This is a genomic window from Myxococcus llanfairpwllgwyngyllgogerychwyrndrobwllllantysiliogogogochensis (assembly GCF_006636215.1).
Lineage (GTDB): Bacteria > Myxococcota > Myxococcia > Myxococcales > Myxococcaceae > Myxococcus > Myxococcus llanfairpwllgwyngyllgogerychwyrndrobwllllantysiliogogogochensis.
Genome location: NZ_VIFM01000241.1, coordinates 1 through 16,447 on the forward strand (window position 1 = coordinate 1; position 16,447 = coordinate 16,447).

Genomic DNA, 16,447 nt, shown 5'->3' on the forward strand with positions numbered 1-16,447 from the left:
GACGGGGTGCTGCGGGGCGGGGTGGTCCGGCCAGGACGGCTTCTCGCGCTCATCCTCGACGGCGCTGGCGACGTGCAAGGTGAAGGCGGCGCAGGCGGCGCTGAAGGCGGTGGATGGGGCGAATCGCGGCGCGGCGCTGGCCTCGGGTGACTCGGTGCAGGTGTTCGCGGAGTCACCGCCGCCGGACGTGGTGCCCGTGCGCGTCGTGCAGGGGAAGCAGGTGCGGGTGGGGCAGCTGGCGTACTCGGAGCTGGACTGTCCCGTGCGCGCGGGTGGCGAGGCCTCCGCGGCGTCTGGCGCCATGGATGTGAAGGCGCTCGTGGGCCGGTGGGTACAGGTGCATCGCAAGGGGAAGGGCTATGTCATCGACCAGCCCTGTGGCTCGGCCATCCCCGCGGTGACGGTGAAGTCGGACGGCGCTTTGGAGGTCGACTTCGGGCAGGACAGCCTCGCAGGCAAGCTGACGGCCGTGAAGGCGGGAACCGCTGGTGCGTCCACGCTGGAGGTGGCGTACGCGGGAGGTTCGCGCGAGACGCTGCAGTGGTCGGTGGCGGACGCGAAGCGCAACGTGGTGCGTCTGCAGGGCGGCCAGGACTTCTTCCGCAAGGGCGAGCTGTACGTCCGCGACGACGCGCGAAAGGGCATTCCTGTCCGCGCGGAGGCTTGCGACGAGTTCGAGTGAGAAGCGCGCCGGGCGGGAGGCGGTGGAGTGCCTCCCGCCACTCGGGCGGGCTCAGGGCTCAGCCGAGCTTGTACGGCTCCAGCTCCGGCACCTTCTCCAGCAGCAGCGGCGGCGAGTGGAGGTAGGCCGTGCTGCGGCGCTTCTGGTCGATGTCGTCGTAGACGCGCTGCACCTGCGTGGGCGTCAGGCCCATCACCTGCGCGGCTTCTTCCGTGGACACCGCGTGGTTCTTGGCCCACATCAGCAAGTCCAGCTGCGAGTAGTGCACGGAGAAGTAGAAGTCCTCCTGCGACTGGGGAAGGCTGAACGTGTCCGTGGTCGGCTCGCCACTGGTGATTTCGTCGATGACGCCCAGGTGCTTGGCCAGCTTGTATGTCTGGGTTTTGTAGAGGCCGGCGATAGGCTTTACATCCGCGGCGCCGTCGCCCAGCTTCACGAAGAAGCCCTGGTCATACTCCAGCCGGTTGGGCGTGCCCGCCACCGCGAAGTTCAGCCGGTCCGCGTGGAAGTAATCCATCATCTTCCGCGTGCGCTGCTTGAAGTTCGTCGCGGCGACAATCTGCGTATACGCCTGGGGCGGCAGCCGGAAGCGGCGCTCCTCGCCATTCACTTGCACCACGACGTAGAAGAAGTTCACCGCGTCCGTGTTCAGCCGGTCGCCGTGCATGACAATCTTCCACTTCATGTCGGGCGTGAACTCCGGGAAGACGGACTGTACCGCCTCGTCGCGCTGCCGGTAGCAGCCGGCGGCCTCGAGGATGGGGGCGATATCGTGGAGCTGGTACTTGATTCCCAGCTTCTCGCAGAGCTTGCGGCCCAGCTGAGAGCTCCATCCGCTGGAGTCCTTCTCTGGCAGGAGGATGCCGAAGACGCGCTCGGGCCCCAGCGCGCGCACGGCCAGCGCCGCGACACATGCGGAGTCGATGCCGCCGGAGATGGCCACCACGAGGCCGCGCTTGCGCAGCTTCTTCAGCACCGTCTCGCGCAGCCCTTCGGACAGCTCGGTGGCTTTCGCCTCCCAATCCATTTCCAGCACCTGCTTGGAGAAACTCATTGTGTGGACCCCTCTCAATCCCTTCACGAAGAACCGACCGACGAATATTGGGTGCGCAGCTCCGCCTTGAGCACCTTCCCACTGGGCCCGCGCGGCAGCGCCTCCACGAACACCACGTGCCGGGGCACCTTGTGCGCCGGCAGCGACTCCCTGCAGAACCGCCGCAGGTCGTCCTCCTTCACCTCGACGCCCTCCTGGAGCACCACCACGGCGCAGGCCGCCTCACCCCCCAGCGCGTCCGGCACGCCGACGACGGCGACCTCTCGCACAGAGGGGTGCCGCGCGAGCTGATGCTCCATCTCCGCGGGGCTCACCCGGTGGCCGCCCACCTTGAGGATCTCCTTGGCGCGGCCGACGAGGAAGATGAAGCCGTCCGCGTCCCGCCACGCCAGGTCGCCCGTCCAGAGCCAGCCATCCTTGAGGATGGCCGCCGTCTCCTCGGGGGCGCCCAGGTAGCCCGGTGTCACGTTGGCGCCGCGCACCACCAGGTGGCCCGTCTCGCCCGTGGGCAGTGCCTTGCCGTCCTCACCCACCACGCGCAGCTCGACGCCGGGAATCGCCACGCCGATGGAGCCGGCCTTCTCCGTGGCGCGGGTCGGTGGCAGGTAGCTCAGTCGCGCGGTGGCCTCGGTCTGCCCATACATGACGTACAGCTCGGCGGGGTAGAGCGCGTCACGCGTCCACTGAATCGTCTCGGGCGACATGCCGCCGCCGGCTTGTGTCGCGTAGCGCAGCCTCAGCTTCGATAGGGCCTCCGCGCCGGCTTGCCTGCGCAGGAGTTCGAAGGTGAGCGGCACGCCGGCGAAGCCCGTGCACTTCTCCGCCGCCATCGCCTCCAGCACGACCCGCGGGTACATGAAGCGCGGGTCCAGGAACACCGAGCCGCCCACGAGCAGGTGCGTCTGGAGGACGCTCTTGCCGTAGCAATAGTGCAGGGGGAGGACCAGGTGCGCCCTGTCACGGGAGGACAGGCCCAGGTACTCGACGATGGAGCGCGTGTTCGCGGCGATGTTGCCGAAGGTCTGGATGACGCCTCGGGGCGTGCCCGTGCTGCCGGACGTGTAGACGATGGACGCGTGGGCGTGGGCCGGTGTCGCGGGCAGCGCGTCCAGCGGCGTCACCTGGGTGTCTGCGTCCAGTGCTCCGTCTTCCTGCACCCAGGTGCACGTCGCGGGTGACAGCGCCTGGAGCATCCGCTCGGGTGGGCGCGCGGAGTGCACCACGTACATGTGTCCCAGTCCTGGCTTGCCCGCCCACTTGCGTGTGTCCTGCCCGAAGATGAAGGCGTGGCGTGCGCCAGTCTGCGTGAGGATGGCGTCGACGGATGTCGCTCCCGTCTCCCGGTCCAGCTCCACCGCGCATGCGCCCAGCGACTGCACCGCGAGCGCGGCTACCGCGCCCGCCGAGCCCAGGGGCAGGGCGATGAGCACCTTGTCTCCGGGGATCACGCCCGCTGCTTGCAGGTGTCCCGCGAGGGCCCGCATCCGTTCCGCGAGCTGTCGATACGTGAGCCGCGTCCACGGTGAGTCCACCGCCGACGCGTCCGGCGTTCGCTCCGCATGGCCAAGCACCCACGCGGGTGCGGAGTCCGTCGCGCTCATGAGCCCTCTCGTCCCCAGGCAGGGGCGACTGTCGGGGGCTCGGCATGGCCAGGCACCCAGGCGGGTGCGGAGTCCGTCGCGCTCATGCGGCCTCCAGCACCACGGCGTCCACGTCGGCCTGTGGCAAAGGACGCGGGGTGAGGAAGTGCTGCGCGAGCAACTGCGTGGACGCGATGGCGAACAGGGCCATGGTGTCGGCCTCGCTCTCCGCCGCGTTGGGCGCGCGCAGCTTGGCCACCAGTCGCTCCGCCTTGCGTGCGTCGAAGACGCCCACCTTCGCGATGGCCTCGGGCGCCAGCAGCTCCCTGGCCCATGCGGGCGCCTCCGGTCCCACCAGTGCTCCGGCGATGGGGGCGCGGTAGGGGAACTTGCTGCGCTCCAGGATGGACGCGGGGACACGGCCCTGGGCGAACCGCTTGAGGACATGCTTCTCGTCCAGCCCCTTCAGTCGCACGCGCTCGGGGATTCGCGCGGCCAGCTCCATCACCGACGTGTCCAGGAAGGGGAAGCGTCCCTCCACCGCGTTGCCCAACAGCATGCGGTCGCCCTGCGCGGACAGCAGATATCCGGACAGCAGCGTCTTCGCCTCCAGGTACTGCGCGCGCGCCAGGGGCCGCCACGAGGCCACGTGTTTCGGCACCGTCGCCAGCACCGAGGCCATCGGGTCCTCGTCCACCACGCTCGCCGCGAAATCCGGCGCGAGGAACCGAAGGATTCGACCGCTGTTGGACCAGCGCACCAGATGCGAGAAGCCCAGGCTCCCCGGGTCCTCCAACCCCATGCCGAAGAACTCGCGCAGCAGCTCCACGTTCTGCTGGCTCACCGACAGGGTGGGGTAGAGCTTTCGCAACAGCAGGGGCCGCCACTTCGACGTCGGCTGCCGTGCCCAGAACTGCCGGACCTTGGTCTCCTTGAAGAGGTCATAGCCGAGGAACATCTCGTCCGAGCCCTCTCCCGTGAGCACCACCCGGATGCCGTTCTCCCGCACCCACTCGCTCAGCCTCAGGAAGGGCGCGGGCGCCGAGCGCATCATCGCCTGCTCCGCGTGGAAGATGACGCCGGGCACCAGCGTGCCGATGTCTCCGTCCCTCATCTCCACCACGCGGTGCTGCGTGCGCAGTTGCTCCGCCACCGTGGTCTGATGCTGACGCTCGTCGAAGCGCGCGTGCGCGAAGCCCACGGAGAATGTCCGCAGCGTCCCGCCCAACTGCTCCTGCGCCAGCGAGCACAGGAGGCTGGAGTCCAGTCCACCCGACAGGTACGCCGCCACCGGCACGTCCGCGCGCAGCCGCAGCCGCACGGCGCGCTCCAGCGCCTCGCCCAGCTCCTCCTGGATGCGCTCGTTGCTCGCGGTGCTCGGCTCCACGCCGAAGTCCAGGTCCCAGTAGCGGAACGTCTCCAGCGTCCCTGCGCGGAACCGCGCCGAGTGCGCGGGCGGCAACAACCGGACGCCCTCGAACGAGGTGCGCGGCGCCACCGGCGACCACAGCTGGAAGGTCTGCTTGAGCCCCCGCGCGTCCAGGGACGGCGTCACCAGCCCGCTGGCGAACAGGGCCTTGGCCTCCGAGCCGAACGCCAGGTGTCCCCCGGGCAGCTCCGCGTAGAACAGCGGGCAGATGCCGACCCGGTCTCGCGACATCCACAGCGTGGCGTCACGCGGGTCCCACAGCGCGAAGGCCCACTGGCCCTCCAAGCGGCGCACGCAGTCGATGCCCCACGCCAGGAACGCCGCGAGGATGACCTCCGTGTCCGAGCGCGTGCGGAAGGCGTACTGCCCCGACAGCTGCTCGCGCAGCTCCACGTGGTTGAAGATCTCCCCGTTGAAGACGACGGTGAGTCCCGTCGCCGCGTCCCGCATGGGCTGGTGTCCGCCCTCCAGGTCGACGATGGACAGCCGCGTATGGCCCAGGGCCACGCCGTCCAGCAACAGGGCCCGCTGCGCGTCCGGGCCCCGGTGGCGGATGCTGGCCGTCATCCGGCGCAGCCGCTCGGCGGATTCCGCCCGCGCGGCCCCGGCGCCCCCTCCCGCCGGGTAGGTGAAGCCCGCGATGCCACACATGGCGCGCTCGCTCTCAGCCTACCTGCGGCAGGCGCTGCTGCTTGCGCTCGACGAAGGCGACGACGCGCGTGAGCGAGTCCAGGTTCTCCGGCACCAGCTCCTTGTCCTCCAGCTTGATGCCGAAGTCCTGCTCCAGGAACGCCACCAGCTCCATCATCCCCGTGGAGTCGATGAGGCCCTTGCGCAGGAAGGAGTCGTCATCGCCGAACTCGTCCACGAAGAACGTGTCGACGATGAAGGTACGAATGCGTTCACGAATGCTCACGGTAGGAAGTCCTGTCTGGAAATACGGTGGAAGGGTGCGGAAGCAATCCGGGCGTGAAGAAGACGCACCCGGGAAAAAGGCTTGAGGCGCTCAGCTGCCTGTGTCGCGAGCAACCAGCTCCAGGCTCATGTTGCGTGCGGGATTGCCCATGGCCAGCGTGTCGGGCGGCACGTCCTGGGTGACGATGCTGCCGGCGGCGACCACCGAGCGAGCCCCCACGCGCACCCCGGGCATGATGATGGCGCCATGGGCCACCCAGACGTCGTCCTCGATGACGATGGGCGCGGTGTGGTGTCCATCCCGGTCTCCCACCCGGATGAACGACGCGAACATGCACCGGGCTCCCACGCTCACCGACTTCCACGCCTCCAGAGAGACACCGTAGTTGAACTGGGTCTCCTCGCCGATGCTGAGGCGCGCGCCCGGATGGCACACGAGCGAGCTGGGCAGCATTCCGCCCACGAAGGTGAGCCGGTCTCCCAGCACCATCTCCCCCGCGTTGTGCACGGAGATGGGCCCGTAGGCGGCCACGTTGTGCCCCACCGACTGGACGGCGCGGAACAGCCAGCGGGCGCGCACCATCGCCACCGCGCGCTGGGCCCGAGGCTCCACGGACTTGCGCAGCGCTTCCAACTGGGCCACCACGGCAGGCACCCGGACGAATGGCATTCGCGACGTCATCCCGTGACCTCCCTGCGCAACACCCGGGCGGGCGCACCGCCCACCGTCACGCCCGCGGGAATCTTGCGGGAGATGACGGTGCCGGGCGCCACGGTGCAGCCCTTCTGGAGCTGCGCTCCTGGCAGGAGGATGGCGCGGCTGCCCACCGTCACCCCCTCCGCGATGACCATCGGCACCGACGGAGGCCGCTCGTGGCGGTTGCCCCTCAGCGGGTGGTGCTGGTTGTCCATCGCCTTGATGAATGCCCCCAGCCTCGCGCCCGGGCCCACGGTGATGGAGCTCAGGGCCTCCAAGGAGGCGCCGCCTTCGATGGCGACGTCGTCCCCCAGGATGATGAGGCTGTCGCTGGACATGGCGTGAAGCTCGATGGGAGCCAGCCGTCCATCCAGCACCACGCGGGAGCCCACGTGCACGCGGCCCGCGCCGTGAATCCACACGCGGCCCAGCACCGTGGGCGAGTCCCCCACCTCCTGACATCGCCTCAACTTCAGGCGGGACAGGAGGCCCCCGAGCTCGCGCGACAGTGATTGATGGAACGGCATCATGTCACGGCGTGGCTTGGACAGCGGGGATGGGAGGCTGCACGACGGGCGCGGGCAGGCCCGCCAGGAAGTTGAGCAGCTCCTTCGCCAGCCGCGCCTGCGCCGTCGCATTGAGGTGGCCGCCGTCGTCCGAGTAGCCCGGCACCATCGCCGGCCACGTCTGCCCGTTCAGCTCGTAGGTCTCCCGTGTCCCGTCGGGCGCCGTGGACTCCAGGCGCGCCAGGTCGAAGAGGGGCTCCTTGCCGCCATACGCCTTGCGCATCAGCTCGTTGAACGTCTCGCGCTGCACGTTCTCGGCGATGCCCCACACCGGTCGGCCGAGCAGCTCCTTCAGCCACGCCTTGGCACCTCGCTGCACCGTGGTGAGCGGCGCGGTGACGTGGACGAACGTGGTGCCCGGGTGACGCGCCTTCAGGCCCTCCATCGCGACGCGGTACTTCTCGAACAGCGCGCGCGTGTCCGTGGCTCCGTTGAAGTCGATGTAGCAGAACTTGAAGAACGCCACGTCCGTCGACTTCGCGAGCCCCGCGTCCATCATCCGCTCGAAGTCGGCGATCTTCGACTCGGGCTTCTCGTTCTGTCCCACCATGGCGTGGGCCAGGGTGCCGGGCGCCAGCGACTCGGTGGGGCTCTGGACCTCCACCACGCGCGGCACCAGCCCCTGCGGGGAGGCGGGAAGCTGCTTCACTCCGTCGAGGATGTTGCCGCCCACCGACTGGTGTCCGAAGAAGATGCGGCGGCTCGCCAGCTTCTCCATCGGGGCGCTCGTCTCCGCGGCGTTCGCCGCCGCGCCATGCAGAACCATGAGCAGCATGGCGGGCAACACCAGCGCGCTCACGCGAACCAGAAAGGTCCAGTCGAAGTGCATGCGGACTCTTAAACCCTTCCATCGCCAAGCGTCAAAGGGCCCACTGTCCGGGACGTCCGCTGGTGCGCTCCTCGTCACCCAAGCAAGGGGATGGGGTGAACTCAACCCACGTGTTTGTCAGGCCAAGGATCGCCGGAGGCCAGGGGCTTGACGCTGATGGGGAAGGGCGTTCCGCACCGCCCCTCCCCGCACGCCGAGTCGTGGCGGTGCTACTCCGCCCGCAGCGAGATGGACGGCGACACGCGACTGGCGCGCAGCGCGGGGACCCACGTGGCCATGAGCGACACGCCCGCGAGCACCACGGCGACACCGACGTAGACGCCAGGTTCGTTGGCCTGCACGCCGTACAACAGCGTCGTCAGGAGCCGCATGCAGCCGAACGCGGCCAGCAGCCCCACGCCCACGCCCACCAGCGTGAGATGGAGGCCCTGGCGCATCACCAGCCCGAGCACCTGTCTGGGATGCGCGCCCAACGCCAGGCGGATGCCCAGCTCCCGCGTGCGCTGACCCACCGCGTAAGCCATGACGCCGTAGACGCCCACGCCGGCCAGGATGACGGCGAGCAGCGCGAAGGCCGCGAGCAGTCTCGCCGTGGCGAGGGGTCGCGAGAGCTGGCGGTCCATCCGGTCCGCGAACGGCGCCAGGTCATAGATGGGCTGCTCGGCGTCCACGGCCTTGAGCTCCTGGCGCACCGACGACACCATCATCGACGGCTCGCGCCGCGTCCGCATCAGCACCGACATCGTCTTCACCGGATACTGCTCATAAGGCAGGTACGCCTCTGGCGTGGCGGGCTCCGTCAGACGGAAGTGGCGCACGTCCTCCACCACGCCGACGATTTCGCGGAAGGAGCCGGAGTCGCTCCAGTCCAGTCGCACCCTGCGCCCCAGGGCGTTGCCGCCCTCCAGGAACGTGCGTACGAAAGCCTCGTTGACGATGATGGTGGGAGCGCCCTTCGCGGAGTCCTGGGCGCCGAACTCCCTCCCCTGGCGCACGGCGATGCGCATCGCACGGAAGTAGTCAGGGGAGGCCACGCGGAACTCGGTGAGGTAGCGGTCGGTGTTCTGGTCCATCGCGCCCTCCAGGGTGAAGTTTCCGTTGGCGTTGGTGCCTCCCAGGGGCGCGTCGTTGACCAGACCCACCGCTTCCGTGTCGGGCAGCGCGCGCAGGCGCTCCAGCAACTCGCCGTAGAAGCCTCGCAGCCGGTCGGGTGTGCCGTACTTCACCTCGGGCAGTGACAGCCGCGCTGTCAGCACGCCTTCCGCGTCGAACCCCGGGTCCACCGCCTGCACGTTGCGCAGCGTCTGCACCATCAGCACCGTGCCCACCAGCAGCACCAGCGCCAGCGCCAGTTGCACCGCCACCAGCGCGTTGCGCAGGGGGTGGTTGGCGCGGGCGCCCACCGCGCTCCCGGACTGCTTCAAGAGCGGCAGCACATCCATGCCGGCGGTGTGCAGCGCGGGCGCGAGGCCGAAGAGGAGCCCGGCGCCCACGGAGAGGGCGAGGCTGAACAGCAGCGCCGGAACACTCAGCTCCACGGGCGCCATGCGCAACATCGACTGGGGCAGCAGCGCGCGCACCAGCTCCATGCCCCACAGCACCAACAGCAGTCCCAGGGCGCCACCGAAGAGGCCCAGGAGCACGCTCTCCGCCAGCGCCTGCTGCATCCGGCGGCCCCGACTCGCGCCGAGCGCGGCGCGGATGGCCCCGTCCCGCTGCCGCGCCAGGGCGCGTACCAGGAGCAGGTTGGCCACGTTCGCGCAGGCGATGAGGAGCACGAAGCCCACCGCCGCCCAAAGCGTCCACAGCACCGGGCGGCTGCTGGACGTGAGGTACTGCTGCCACAGCGCCGACGTCACCTTGTGCGGCTTCTCACCCGGTTCGGTCCGGGCGATGGCCAGGGCCACCCGCAGCAGGTCCTCCGTCGCCGCTTCCAGCGTGACGCCCGGCGCCATCCGCCCCACCACCTGCATGTAGTGGTTGCCGTGGGCTTCCGGGTCCAGCCAGTGGGGCTGCCAGAGGTCCGCGTCCTCGTTGAACTCCGGGAAGGTGAAGCCCTCCGGCAGGATACCCACCACCGTGTGGGTGCGCCCGTCCAACTGCAACGATGAGCCCACCGCGTCCGCCGCGCCACCGAGCGACTTTCGCCAGAAGCGATGGCTCACCACCACCACGCTCGAGCTGTTGCCAGGTTGCGCGTCCTCGTCCAGGAAGTCTCGCCCCTGGGCGGGGGCGACCCCCAGCAGCTTGAAGAAGTTGGTGGTGACGCGGCCCGCGCGGACCCGCTCGGGAGTGTCGCCCCCCGTGCGGCTCAAGTCCTGCCGGGTGAAGCCCGCGAGCCCCGTGAAGCCGCGGCCGTGCTCCCGCCAACCGAGCAGCTCCGGGGGCGAGAGGGAGGCGGTGCTGATGACCTCCTGCTTGCACCACAGGCGAACCAGTTGCTCCGGCATCTGGAACGGAAGCGGCCGCAGCAGCATGGCGTGGATGGCGCTGAAGAGGACGGTGTTCGCGCCGATGGCCAGCGCGAGCGTCAATACGGCGGCCAGCGTGAAACCCGGGGAGTGTCTCAGCGTGCGCAGCGCGTAGCGGAAATCCTGGCGGAGCGAGTCCATGGCGGCCTCTCAAAGCGAAGGCCGTGCCAGTCTCTCACGCCAGGAAATCCCCTGGCTTCCCAGGGAGGTCCCCCGCGTATCCGCGAAGCGCCTTCGCGGATACGGGAAGTCGCGTCCCGGAAATGAACACCGGCCCCGTGTCGACCTGGGTCGGACGGGGCCGGCGAGCCTTCAGTTCCGGTTCCAGCAGCCGGCGATTTCCTCGCACGCGAGGAGGACGTCGTTCAGCCGGCGCTGCTGGGACTTGGGCGCCACGAAGAGCCGGCCGGCGAACACGTCGAACACGCCGACCAACCGAGGGTCCACGGGGCCCCGCTGCTCCAGCCGCTCCTCGGCGAAGCGGTGGAGCACGGTGGCGATGTACTGGCCGGCGCGCTCATCCAGCGGCGCGTGCTTGGAGAAGTAGAGCTTCAGCACGCCCGAGCGCATCTGCCCGCGCGCATCCACGCCGCGCAGCAGCACTTCCGGCCGGACCTTGACGGAGACACCGGCGACTTCCAGGGGCGCCGGGTCCAGGTCCGCCGGACTGGCGACGGCGCAGGAGACGAGGTCGTCCGCGGCGGCGAGGCAGCGCTGGAGGGCCTCGGCGCACAAGGCCAGCCGGTGCGCGTCGAAGTCGGAGTCGGGCTGGGCATTGATCAGCCGGCGCTGGTGGTAGCGGAGGATGACCTCGTCACGGCCTTCGCAGAGGTACTCGGTGATGGCCTGGGCGGCCGCGGGGTAGCGCAGGTACTGGGGGTCCACGGGGTTGCGCTGCCCGTGGATGATGCGCTTGCGGAGGGACGGCGTTCCGGTGAGGTACTGGCCCAGCTGGTTGACGGAAACGCACGGGGTCTCACGAAGGGTGGTCATGTCGACTTCCTTTCCGGTAGCGAGAATGAGGACATACTACCGGAGGGGTCTGACATTCCCTCTGACGGGGACGGCGCCGGAGACACGGCCCGATGGACTCCCTGGCGGGTAGGGCGAGCAGGCCCAACCGGGGCGCGAAGGGCCCCCGGGGACGAGGGTCTCCAGGGCCTACTCGTGCGACGCGTGCAGCCCGAAAATCTGGCGCAGCCGGCCCAGAATCCGGCCCACTTCAGCGGGGATGGGGTCTGTGCCGGCGCCGCTGGCCTGGGCCACGGCACGCAGCTGGGTGCGCCGCTGGGCCAGGATGGCGGAGAGCTGCCGGGCCAGTCCGGGGTGTTCGGCGAACAGCCGCGCGAAGGTGGGGCGGTCCACCTCGAGCAGCAGCGAGTCCTCCAGGGCCACCACGGTGGCCGCGCGCTTCTCTCCGGTGAGCAGCGACATCTCCCCGAAGTAGCCTCCCTGGCCCAGGCGAGTGACTTCCGCCTGGGACTTGCCCGCGCGCACGCTGACCTCTCCGGAGGCGAGCACGTAGAAGGTGCGGCCGTCGTCGCCCTCCTGGATGACGTGCTCGTCGCGGCCGAAGCGGCGCACGTGGACCTCCTGGCCCAGCCGCTCCAGGTCCGCGTCCGCCAGGGGTTCGAACAGGTCCACCGCGCGCAGCAGCCGCAGCACGGTGTGCGCGGGCAGCTCCGGCCTGAGGGCATCCTCGCGCATGAGCACCACGCGATGGGGCACGGGCGGCTCCACGCCGTCGCGCCGCAGCCGGTACCACAGCCGCGTGTAGACCTCCGCCGTGACGGCGTCCGCGAGCGAGAAGTCATTCACGAAGAAGCGGACCATGTAGCGCACGCACTGCTCGTCGAACGCGAGCGTGCGAGCAATCGGCGCGGGGTCCACCAGGACTTGGGGAATCTCCCGCACCACGTCCAGCAGCGCCGCCTTCATCACGTTGGGAGGGGTGTCGTAGGTGGCCCGCACCTGCGCGTCCACGCCCACCGGCTCCCGGTCCTGGGAGAAGGTCTTGAGCTGCTCCTTGGCCACCATCGAGTTGGGCAACGTCACCAGCTCGCGGCGGAACGTCATGATGCGGATGGAGCGCCAGTTGACCTGGGCCACGCGTCCGGTGTGCTCGCCGATGCGGATGAAGTCGCCCACCTCGAAGGGCTTGTCGAGCTGCAGCGACAGGCCCGCGAAGAGGTTGCCCAGCGTCTCCTGGAGCGCCAGACCGATGACCACCGACAGCACCGCCGACGTGGCGACCAGTCCCGTGAGGTCCAGGTTGAGCTGCGTCTGGAGGATGGGGACCGCGGCCAGCGTGTAGAGCAGGAAGTCGATGACGTTGCGAAGAATCTTCGGCGTCGCCACGCCCGAGGAGCGCAGCCGCATCAGCTTCAGCCCGAAGCCCACGCTTGCCCGGATGACGCCGAAGGCGAACGTCAGCATCCAGGCGACCTGCAGCGCCTTCATGGGCCCGGGGGGCGTCGTGTGCGGCAGGGCCCAGGCGGCCACTCGCACCACGAGGAACATCACCAGCAGTCGGAGGGCCCCGGTGAGGTCCCGCTTCAGGTCCGCGTCGCCGCTGGAGGCTCGCGCGCCCAGCAGGAGGAGGACCAGGACCGCTCCCACGGCCAGCGACAGATTGCTCTGGAGGAAAGGCAGCAAAGCCCCCCGACTCTGGCCCGCGCTCGCATGAGGGTCAAGGCAGCGGTTGACGCGTGGCGCGCAAGCAGGGATACACGCGCCATGACGCTCGCATCGGTGCTGGGACAGCCCCGCGCGATTGATTCACTTCAGGCGGCACTTCGCGGTGGTGCGGTGCACCATGCGTATCTCTTCGCTGGGCCGGAGGGGGTGGGCAAGGAGCTCGCGGCCGTGGGGCTCGCCCAGGCACTGACCTGCCCCGAGCAGCCGAACGTGGGCTGTGGCGCCTGCGCGAGCTGCGTGCGGGTGGCGCGCGGACTCCATCCCGACGTCACGTGGGTGATGCCGGACGATGAGCGCGTGTCGCGCGGGCTGGCGGGGCGCTCGGACTTCACGGGCACGCCGAGTCGTGAACTTCGCGTGGAGCAGATTCGTGGGCTCCAGGAGCGGCTGGCCCTGCGCGGCCTGGAGTCTCGTCGCAAGGTGGCCATCGTCATCTCCGCGCAGGCGATGAACGTGCAGGCGCAGAACGCGTTCCTCAAGACGCTGGAGGAGCCTCCGTCGGAGACCACGCTGGTGCTGGTGGCCAACGCCATGGACAAGCTCCTGCCCACCATCCGCAGCCGGTGCAGCAAGGTGCACTTCGGTCCGCTCTCCGTGGAGCTCGTCGCCGAGCGCGTGCGCACCGCGCGCAAGCTGGACGCTGACACCGCGCAGCTCGCGGCCATCATGGCCGGTGGCAGCCTGGGCCGCGCGCTGGCGCTGGACGTGGAAGCGCTGGCGCGACGCAAGGACGTCGTCACCGCCTTCGAGTCCCTGCGCGGCGAGAACGCGGTGGGCCTCTTGCGCTTCGCGGACGAGCACGGCGGCTCGCGCGAGGACGCGGAGGCGACCTTGGAGTTGCTGGTGTTGTGGACGCGCGACGTGGCGCTGGTGAGGGCCGGTCGCGAGGACTCGCTGGCGAACCGGGACCTGCGCTCGCTGGCGGTGGAGGTGGCCTCGCGTATTTCCGATGCGGGGCTGCACCGTCGTCACGCGCTGCTGGAGGCGGCGCGCGCGGCGGTGGCTCGCAACGGCGCGCCCCGGCTGCAGTTGGAGCGGATGCTCATCGACCTGTTCACGGAGACCGCACGATGAGCTCGGACCTGGACGACGTGCTCGCGGGCGTGAAGGCCGGCAAGGTCTCTCCGCTGTACCTGCTGTGGGGCGAGGAGTACCTGGTCCGCAAGGGCGCGGACGAGCTGGTGAAGGTGCTCGTTCCCGACGCGGCGGTGGGTCTCAACCTGGTGACGCTGGACGCGGGCAGCCCGCGCGAGGTGGCGCAGGAGCTGGCCACCATGCCGCTGTTCCCCGGCCGCAAGGTCGTCGTCGTGAGGGACCCGGAGTTCCTCGCGCCGAAGAAGGGGCGGGGAGATCCGCTGGCCAAGGCTCGCGAGGCGTGGAAGGCGGGCAAGCGCAAGGAAGGCGCGCGGAGACTGCTGGCGCTGGCCGCGCGCGCGGGGTGGGGCGTGGACCGGTTGGACCCGTCCGCGTCTGGCGCTCCGTCGGTGGAGCAGTGGAAGGAAGAGCTGAACGTCGACCTCGCCGAAGCGGACGTGGCCTTCCTCAAGGAGGCCGCCGCCTTCTGCAAGGAGGAGCGCATCACCGCGCCGGAGGGCGACGCCACGGTGCTGATGGACCTCATCCAGAAGGGCGTCCCCGCGGGGCACTCGCTGGTGATGGCGGCCACGGAGGTGGACGCGAAGAATCCGCTGGTGAAGCTGGTGCAGGACAAGGGCCACGTCGTCGAGCGCAAGGTGGCCGCTCGCCACAAGGACCTGGACCTCTCCGACATCGCCAAGGAGTTCCTGGCGCCCTTCAAGAAGAAGCTGGGGCCCGGCGCGCTGGAGGAACTCAAGGAGCGCGTCGGCGGCAACATCCGCCTGCTCCAGTCGGAGCTGGAGAAGCTGGCCACCTACTCGGACGGGCCGGCCATCGAGCGCTCCGATGTCGTCTCGCTGGTGCACCACGCTCGCGAGGAGGAGTTCTTCGAGCTGTCCGAGGCGCTCCAGAAGCGGGACTTCCGCGGCGCGCTGTCGTACGCCGAGGACGCGATGGGGCAGGGGACCCATGCGCTCCAGTTGCTGGGCGCGGTGGCCTCCATCGTTCGCGGCCTGCTGGAAGCCCACGAGTGGATGTTCCGCTACGCCGGGGGCACCCCCCCACGCACCGCGAAGGACGTGGAGGCCCGGGTGTTTCCCAAGCTGGAGGCGGAGTTGAAGGGCACGCGGCGCAAGATGCCCAACGCCTGGGCGCTCACGTTCAGCATGAAGGCCGCCGCGGGCTACGAGCGCAAGGAGCTGCTGGGCTCGCTGGTGGCGTGCGCGGAGGCGGACCTGTCGCTCAAGTCTTCCGGGAATGGGCGGCTCGTCATCGAGCGCCTCCTGGCCACGGTGTGCCTCGGCGCCTGAGGAGCGGGCGGGCGGCGGGGGACGTGCACTTGGCGTCCGGCTCGGGTAGAGGAGGCCGGGTATGGCGGACAAGCGTCGCTTCGACCTCTTCGCGGACTTCATCGTGTCGCGCTTCGTGGCCCCTCGCGTCTTCGACGTGGCGGGAGGCCAGGGGCGTCTCAACGAGGCGCTGACCCGGCGCGGCCGGGCCGTCACCACCTTCGACCTGCGGCACAAGCACCTGCCGGTGACGTACGCCCAGCGCCCCTTCACGCTGGAGGAGCCGTGCGACGCGGAGCTGGTGGTGGGCATGCACCCCGACGGCGCCACTCGCATCATCATCGAGTACGCGGCCCGGCACGGCCTGCCCTTCGCCGTGGTGCCCTGCTGCTCCGACAACGGCATGCCCTACAACCCGTGGATGCGGCACCTGGCCGAGCTGGCTCGCACGGCGGGCTTCGCCATGGTGGAAGAGGTGCAGCTCTCCATGGACGGCCGTGCACGCGTCCTGGTGGGCGAGCCCGCGCCTGTCGCGCCGCGCTGAAGGGGACTGCCCGGCAGCGGACAGCAACCCGGGGCCTCGCGGCCAGCTGTGAGGGCATGTCGTCGCGTCTAGCTTTCCTGACACCCGTGCATGACGGGGCGGGAGCAGGCCATGGCGACGGAATGGGACGGCTATGCGACGGCGCAGGTCTGGCGCCCGGTGTCGTATCCAGGGCTGGTGCTGTATCGGGTGAGTGGCCGAGCGAACTCCCAGGCGCTGCATGTCCACGACGAACTCCAGCTCACGCTGGATGCCGGACATGTCCAGCAGGTGTCATGTGGAGGCGCTCGTCTGACAGCCCTGCCTGGGAGTCTGGTTGTCATTCCCCCGGGAGAGGTCCACGCGCTGCGCGGTGAAGGCGGGCGGCCGGGAGTGTTGTGCGGAATGCTCGTGCCGGCCGCGTTCCTGGGCGGTTCTTCTCCCTCGGGGCCGGAATCGGAGGATGAGCCTCCCGGAGAAGAGCTGCTGCTCGGAGGTTGCGCGGTGCTCGACGACCCGGAGGTGGCGCGGGACTTCGTCGCGTTGCACCGGGCGCTGAGGGCACCGGGACTCGAGAGGGAGCCCCGGTTGTGGGTTCTGCTGGCGGGCCTGCTGTCGCGACTGGGGCCGGGACGGGC

Annotated in this window: 15 protein-coding genes; 5 read left to right on the forward strand and 10 right to left on the reverse strand. The window is 69.8% G+C overall.

Annotation, left to right across the window (positions count from 1 at the left end; all coding sequences use genetic code 11):
- A partial coding sequence (locus tag FJV41_RS54745; RefSeq protein WP_181791220.1) for a hypothetical protein occupies positions 1-682 on the forward strand: 682 nt, incomplete at its 5' end.
- Positions 683-740: 58 nt separating this feature from the next.
- Here the strand turns inward: FJV41_RS54745 and nadE are convergent.
- The 10 genes from nadE to FJV41_RS38475 all read right to left on the reverse strand — a co-directional run bounded on the left by nadE (position 741) and on the right by FJV41_RS38475 (position 12,878).
- Positions 741-1,736 (reverse strand): NAD(+) synthase, encoded by a 996-nt coding sequence (nadE, locus tag FJV41_RS38430; RefSeq protein ID WP_141647590.1) that lies wholly within the window; start codon positions 1,734-1,736, stop codon positions 741-743.
- A gap of 23 nt (positions 1,737-1,759) precedes the next feature.
- A complete protein-coding gene (locus FJV41_RS38435) occupies positions 1,760-3,337 on the reverse strand; it encodes a class I adenylate-forming enzyme family protein (protein WP_141647591.1) in 1,578 nt (525 codons plus the stop codon).
- An 82-nt stretch (positions 3,338-3,419) separates the two neighbouring features.
- Positions 3,420-5,396, reverse strand: a complete 1,977-nt coding sequence (gene asnB / locus FJV41_RS38440; RefSeq protein WP_141647592.1) for an asparagine synthase (glutamine-hydrolyzing) — start codon at positions 5,394-5,396, stop codon at positions 3,420-3,422.
- Between the two features lie 13 nt (positions 5,397-5,409).
- A complete protein-coding gene (locus FJV41_RS38445) occupies positions 5,410-5,661 on the reverse strand; it encodes an acyl carrier protein (RefSeq protein ID WP_141647593.1) in 252 nt (83 codons plus the stop codon).
- Between the two features lie 90 nt (positions 5,662-5,751).
- On the reverse strand, positions 5,752-6,342 hold the full coding sequence (locus FJV41_RS38450; protein ID WP_141647594.1) for an acyltransferase: 591 nt from the start codon (positions 6,340-6,342) through the stop codon (positions 5,752-5,754).
- Positions 6,339-6,887, reverse strand: coding sequence for an acyltransferase (locus FJV41_RS38455; RefSeq protein WP_141647595.1), 549 nt, complete (start codon positions 6,885-6,887; stop codon positions 6,339-6,341). The genes FJV41_RS38450 and FJV41_RS38455 overlap by 4 nt, the downstream gene beginning before the upstream one ends.
- A 1-nt stretch (position 6,888) precedes the next feature.
- Positions 6,889-7,752, reverse strand: coding sequence for a hypothetical protein (locus tag FJV41_RS38460; protein WP_141647596.1), 864 nt, complete (start codon positions 7,750-7,752; stop codon positions 6,889-6,891).
- 209 nt (positions 7,753-7,961) lie between these two features.
- Complete coding sequence (locus FJV41_RS38465) at positions 7,962-10,364, reverse strand: ABC transporter permease (protein WP_141647597.1); 2,403 nt, start codon at positions 10,362-10,364, stop codon at positions 7,962-7,964.
- 171 nt (positions 10,365-10,535) lie between these two features.
- Positions 10,536-11,216 carry a hypothetical protein gene (locus FJV41_RS38470; RefSeq protein WP_141647598.1) on the reverse strand — a complete coding sequence of 227 codons (681 nt, stop codon included), beginning with the start codon at positions 11,214-11,216 and terminating at the stop codon, positions 10,536-10,538.
- Positions 11,217-11,384: 168 nt separating this feature from the next.
- Positions 11,385-12,878, reverse strand: coding sequence for a mechanosensitive ion channel family protein (locus tag FJV41_RS38475; RefSeq protein ID WP_141647599.1), 1,494 nt, complete (start codon positions 12,876-12,878; stop codon positions 11,385-11,387).
- A gap of 81 nt (positions 12,879-12,959) precedes the next feature.
- Here FJV41_RS38475 and holB point away from each other — a divergent pair, with 81 nt between their 5' ends.
- The 4 genes from holB to FJV41_RS38495 all read left to right on the forward strand — a co-directional run.
- Positions 12,960-13,994: a DNA polymerase III subunit delta' gene (gene holB / locus FJV41_RS38480; protein ID WP_141647600.1), complete on the forward strand. Its 1,035-nt coding sequence runs from the start codon at positions 12,960-12,962 to the stop codon at positions 13,992-13,994.
- On the forward strand, positions 13,991-15,307 hold the full coding sequence (holA, locus tag FJV41_RS38485) for a DNA polymerase III subunit delta (protein ID WP_141647601.1): 1,317 nt from the start codon (positions 13,991-13,993) through the stop codon (positions 15,305-15,307). The genes holB and holA overlap by 4 nt, the downstream gene beginning before the upstream one ends.
- A 61-nt stretch (positions 15,308-15,368) precedes the next feature.
- Positions 15,369-15,830 (forward strand): hypothetical protein, encoded by a 462-nt coding sequence (locus FJV41_RS38490; protein ID WP_141647602.1) that lies wholly within the window; start codon positions 15,369-15,371, stop codon positions 15,828-15,830.
- Positions 15,831-15,941: 111 nt separating this feature from the next.
- The coding region (locus FJV41_RS38495; protein ID WP_181791222.1) for an AraC family ligand binding domain-containing protein at positions 15,942-16,447 on the forward strand (506 nt) is incomplete at its 3' end.

Bases quoted from the DNA above. Each gene is read 5' to 3' on its own strand.
- nadE (WP_141647590.1), bottom strand. From the start codon at position 1,736: ATGAGTTTCTCCAAGCAGGTGCTGGAAATGGATTGGGAGGCGAAAGCC.
- FJV41_RS38435 (WP_141647591.1), bottom strand. From the start codon at position 3,337: ATGAGCGCGACGGACTCCGCACCCGCGTGGGTGCTTGGCCATGCGGAG.
- asnB (WP_141647592.1), bottom strand. From the start codon at position 5,396: ATGTGTGGCATCGCGGGCTTCACCTACCCGGCGGGAGGGGGCGCCGGG.
- FJV41_RS38450 (WP_141647594.1), bottom strand. From the start codon at position 6,342: ATGACGTCGCGAATGCCATTCGTCCGGGTGCCTGCCGTGGTGGCCCAG.
- FJV41_RS38455 (WP_141647595.1), bottom strand. From the start codon at position 6,887: ATGATGCCGTTCCATCAATCACTGTCGCGCGAGCTCGGGGGCCTCCTG.
- FJV41_RS38460 (WP_141647596.1), bottom strand. From the start codon at position 7,752: ATGCACTTCGACTGGACCTTTCTGGTTCGCGTGAGCGCGCTGGTGTTG.
- FJV41_RS38465 (WP_141647597.1), bottom strand. From the start codon at position 10,364: ATGGACTCGCTCCGCCAGGATTTCCGCTACGCGCTGCGCACGCTGAGA.
- FJV41_RS38470 (WP_141647598.1), bottom strand. From the start codon at position 11,216: ATGACCACCCTTCGTGAGACCCCGTGCGTTTCCGTCAACCAGCTGGGC.
- holB (WP_141647600.1), top strand. From the start codon at position 12,960: ATGACGCTCGCATCGGTGCTGGGACAGCCCCGCGCGATTGATTCACTT.
- holA (WP_141647601.1), top strand. From the start codon at position 13,991: ATGAGCTCGGACCTGGACGACGTGCTCGCGGGCGTGAAGGCCGGCAAG.
- FJV41_RS38490 (WP_141647602.1), top strand. From the start codon at position 15,369: ATGGCGGACAAGCGTCGCTTCGACCTCTTCGCGGACTTCATCGTGTCG.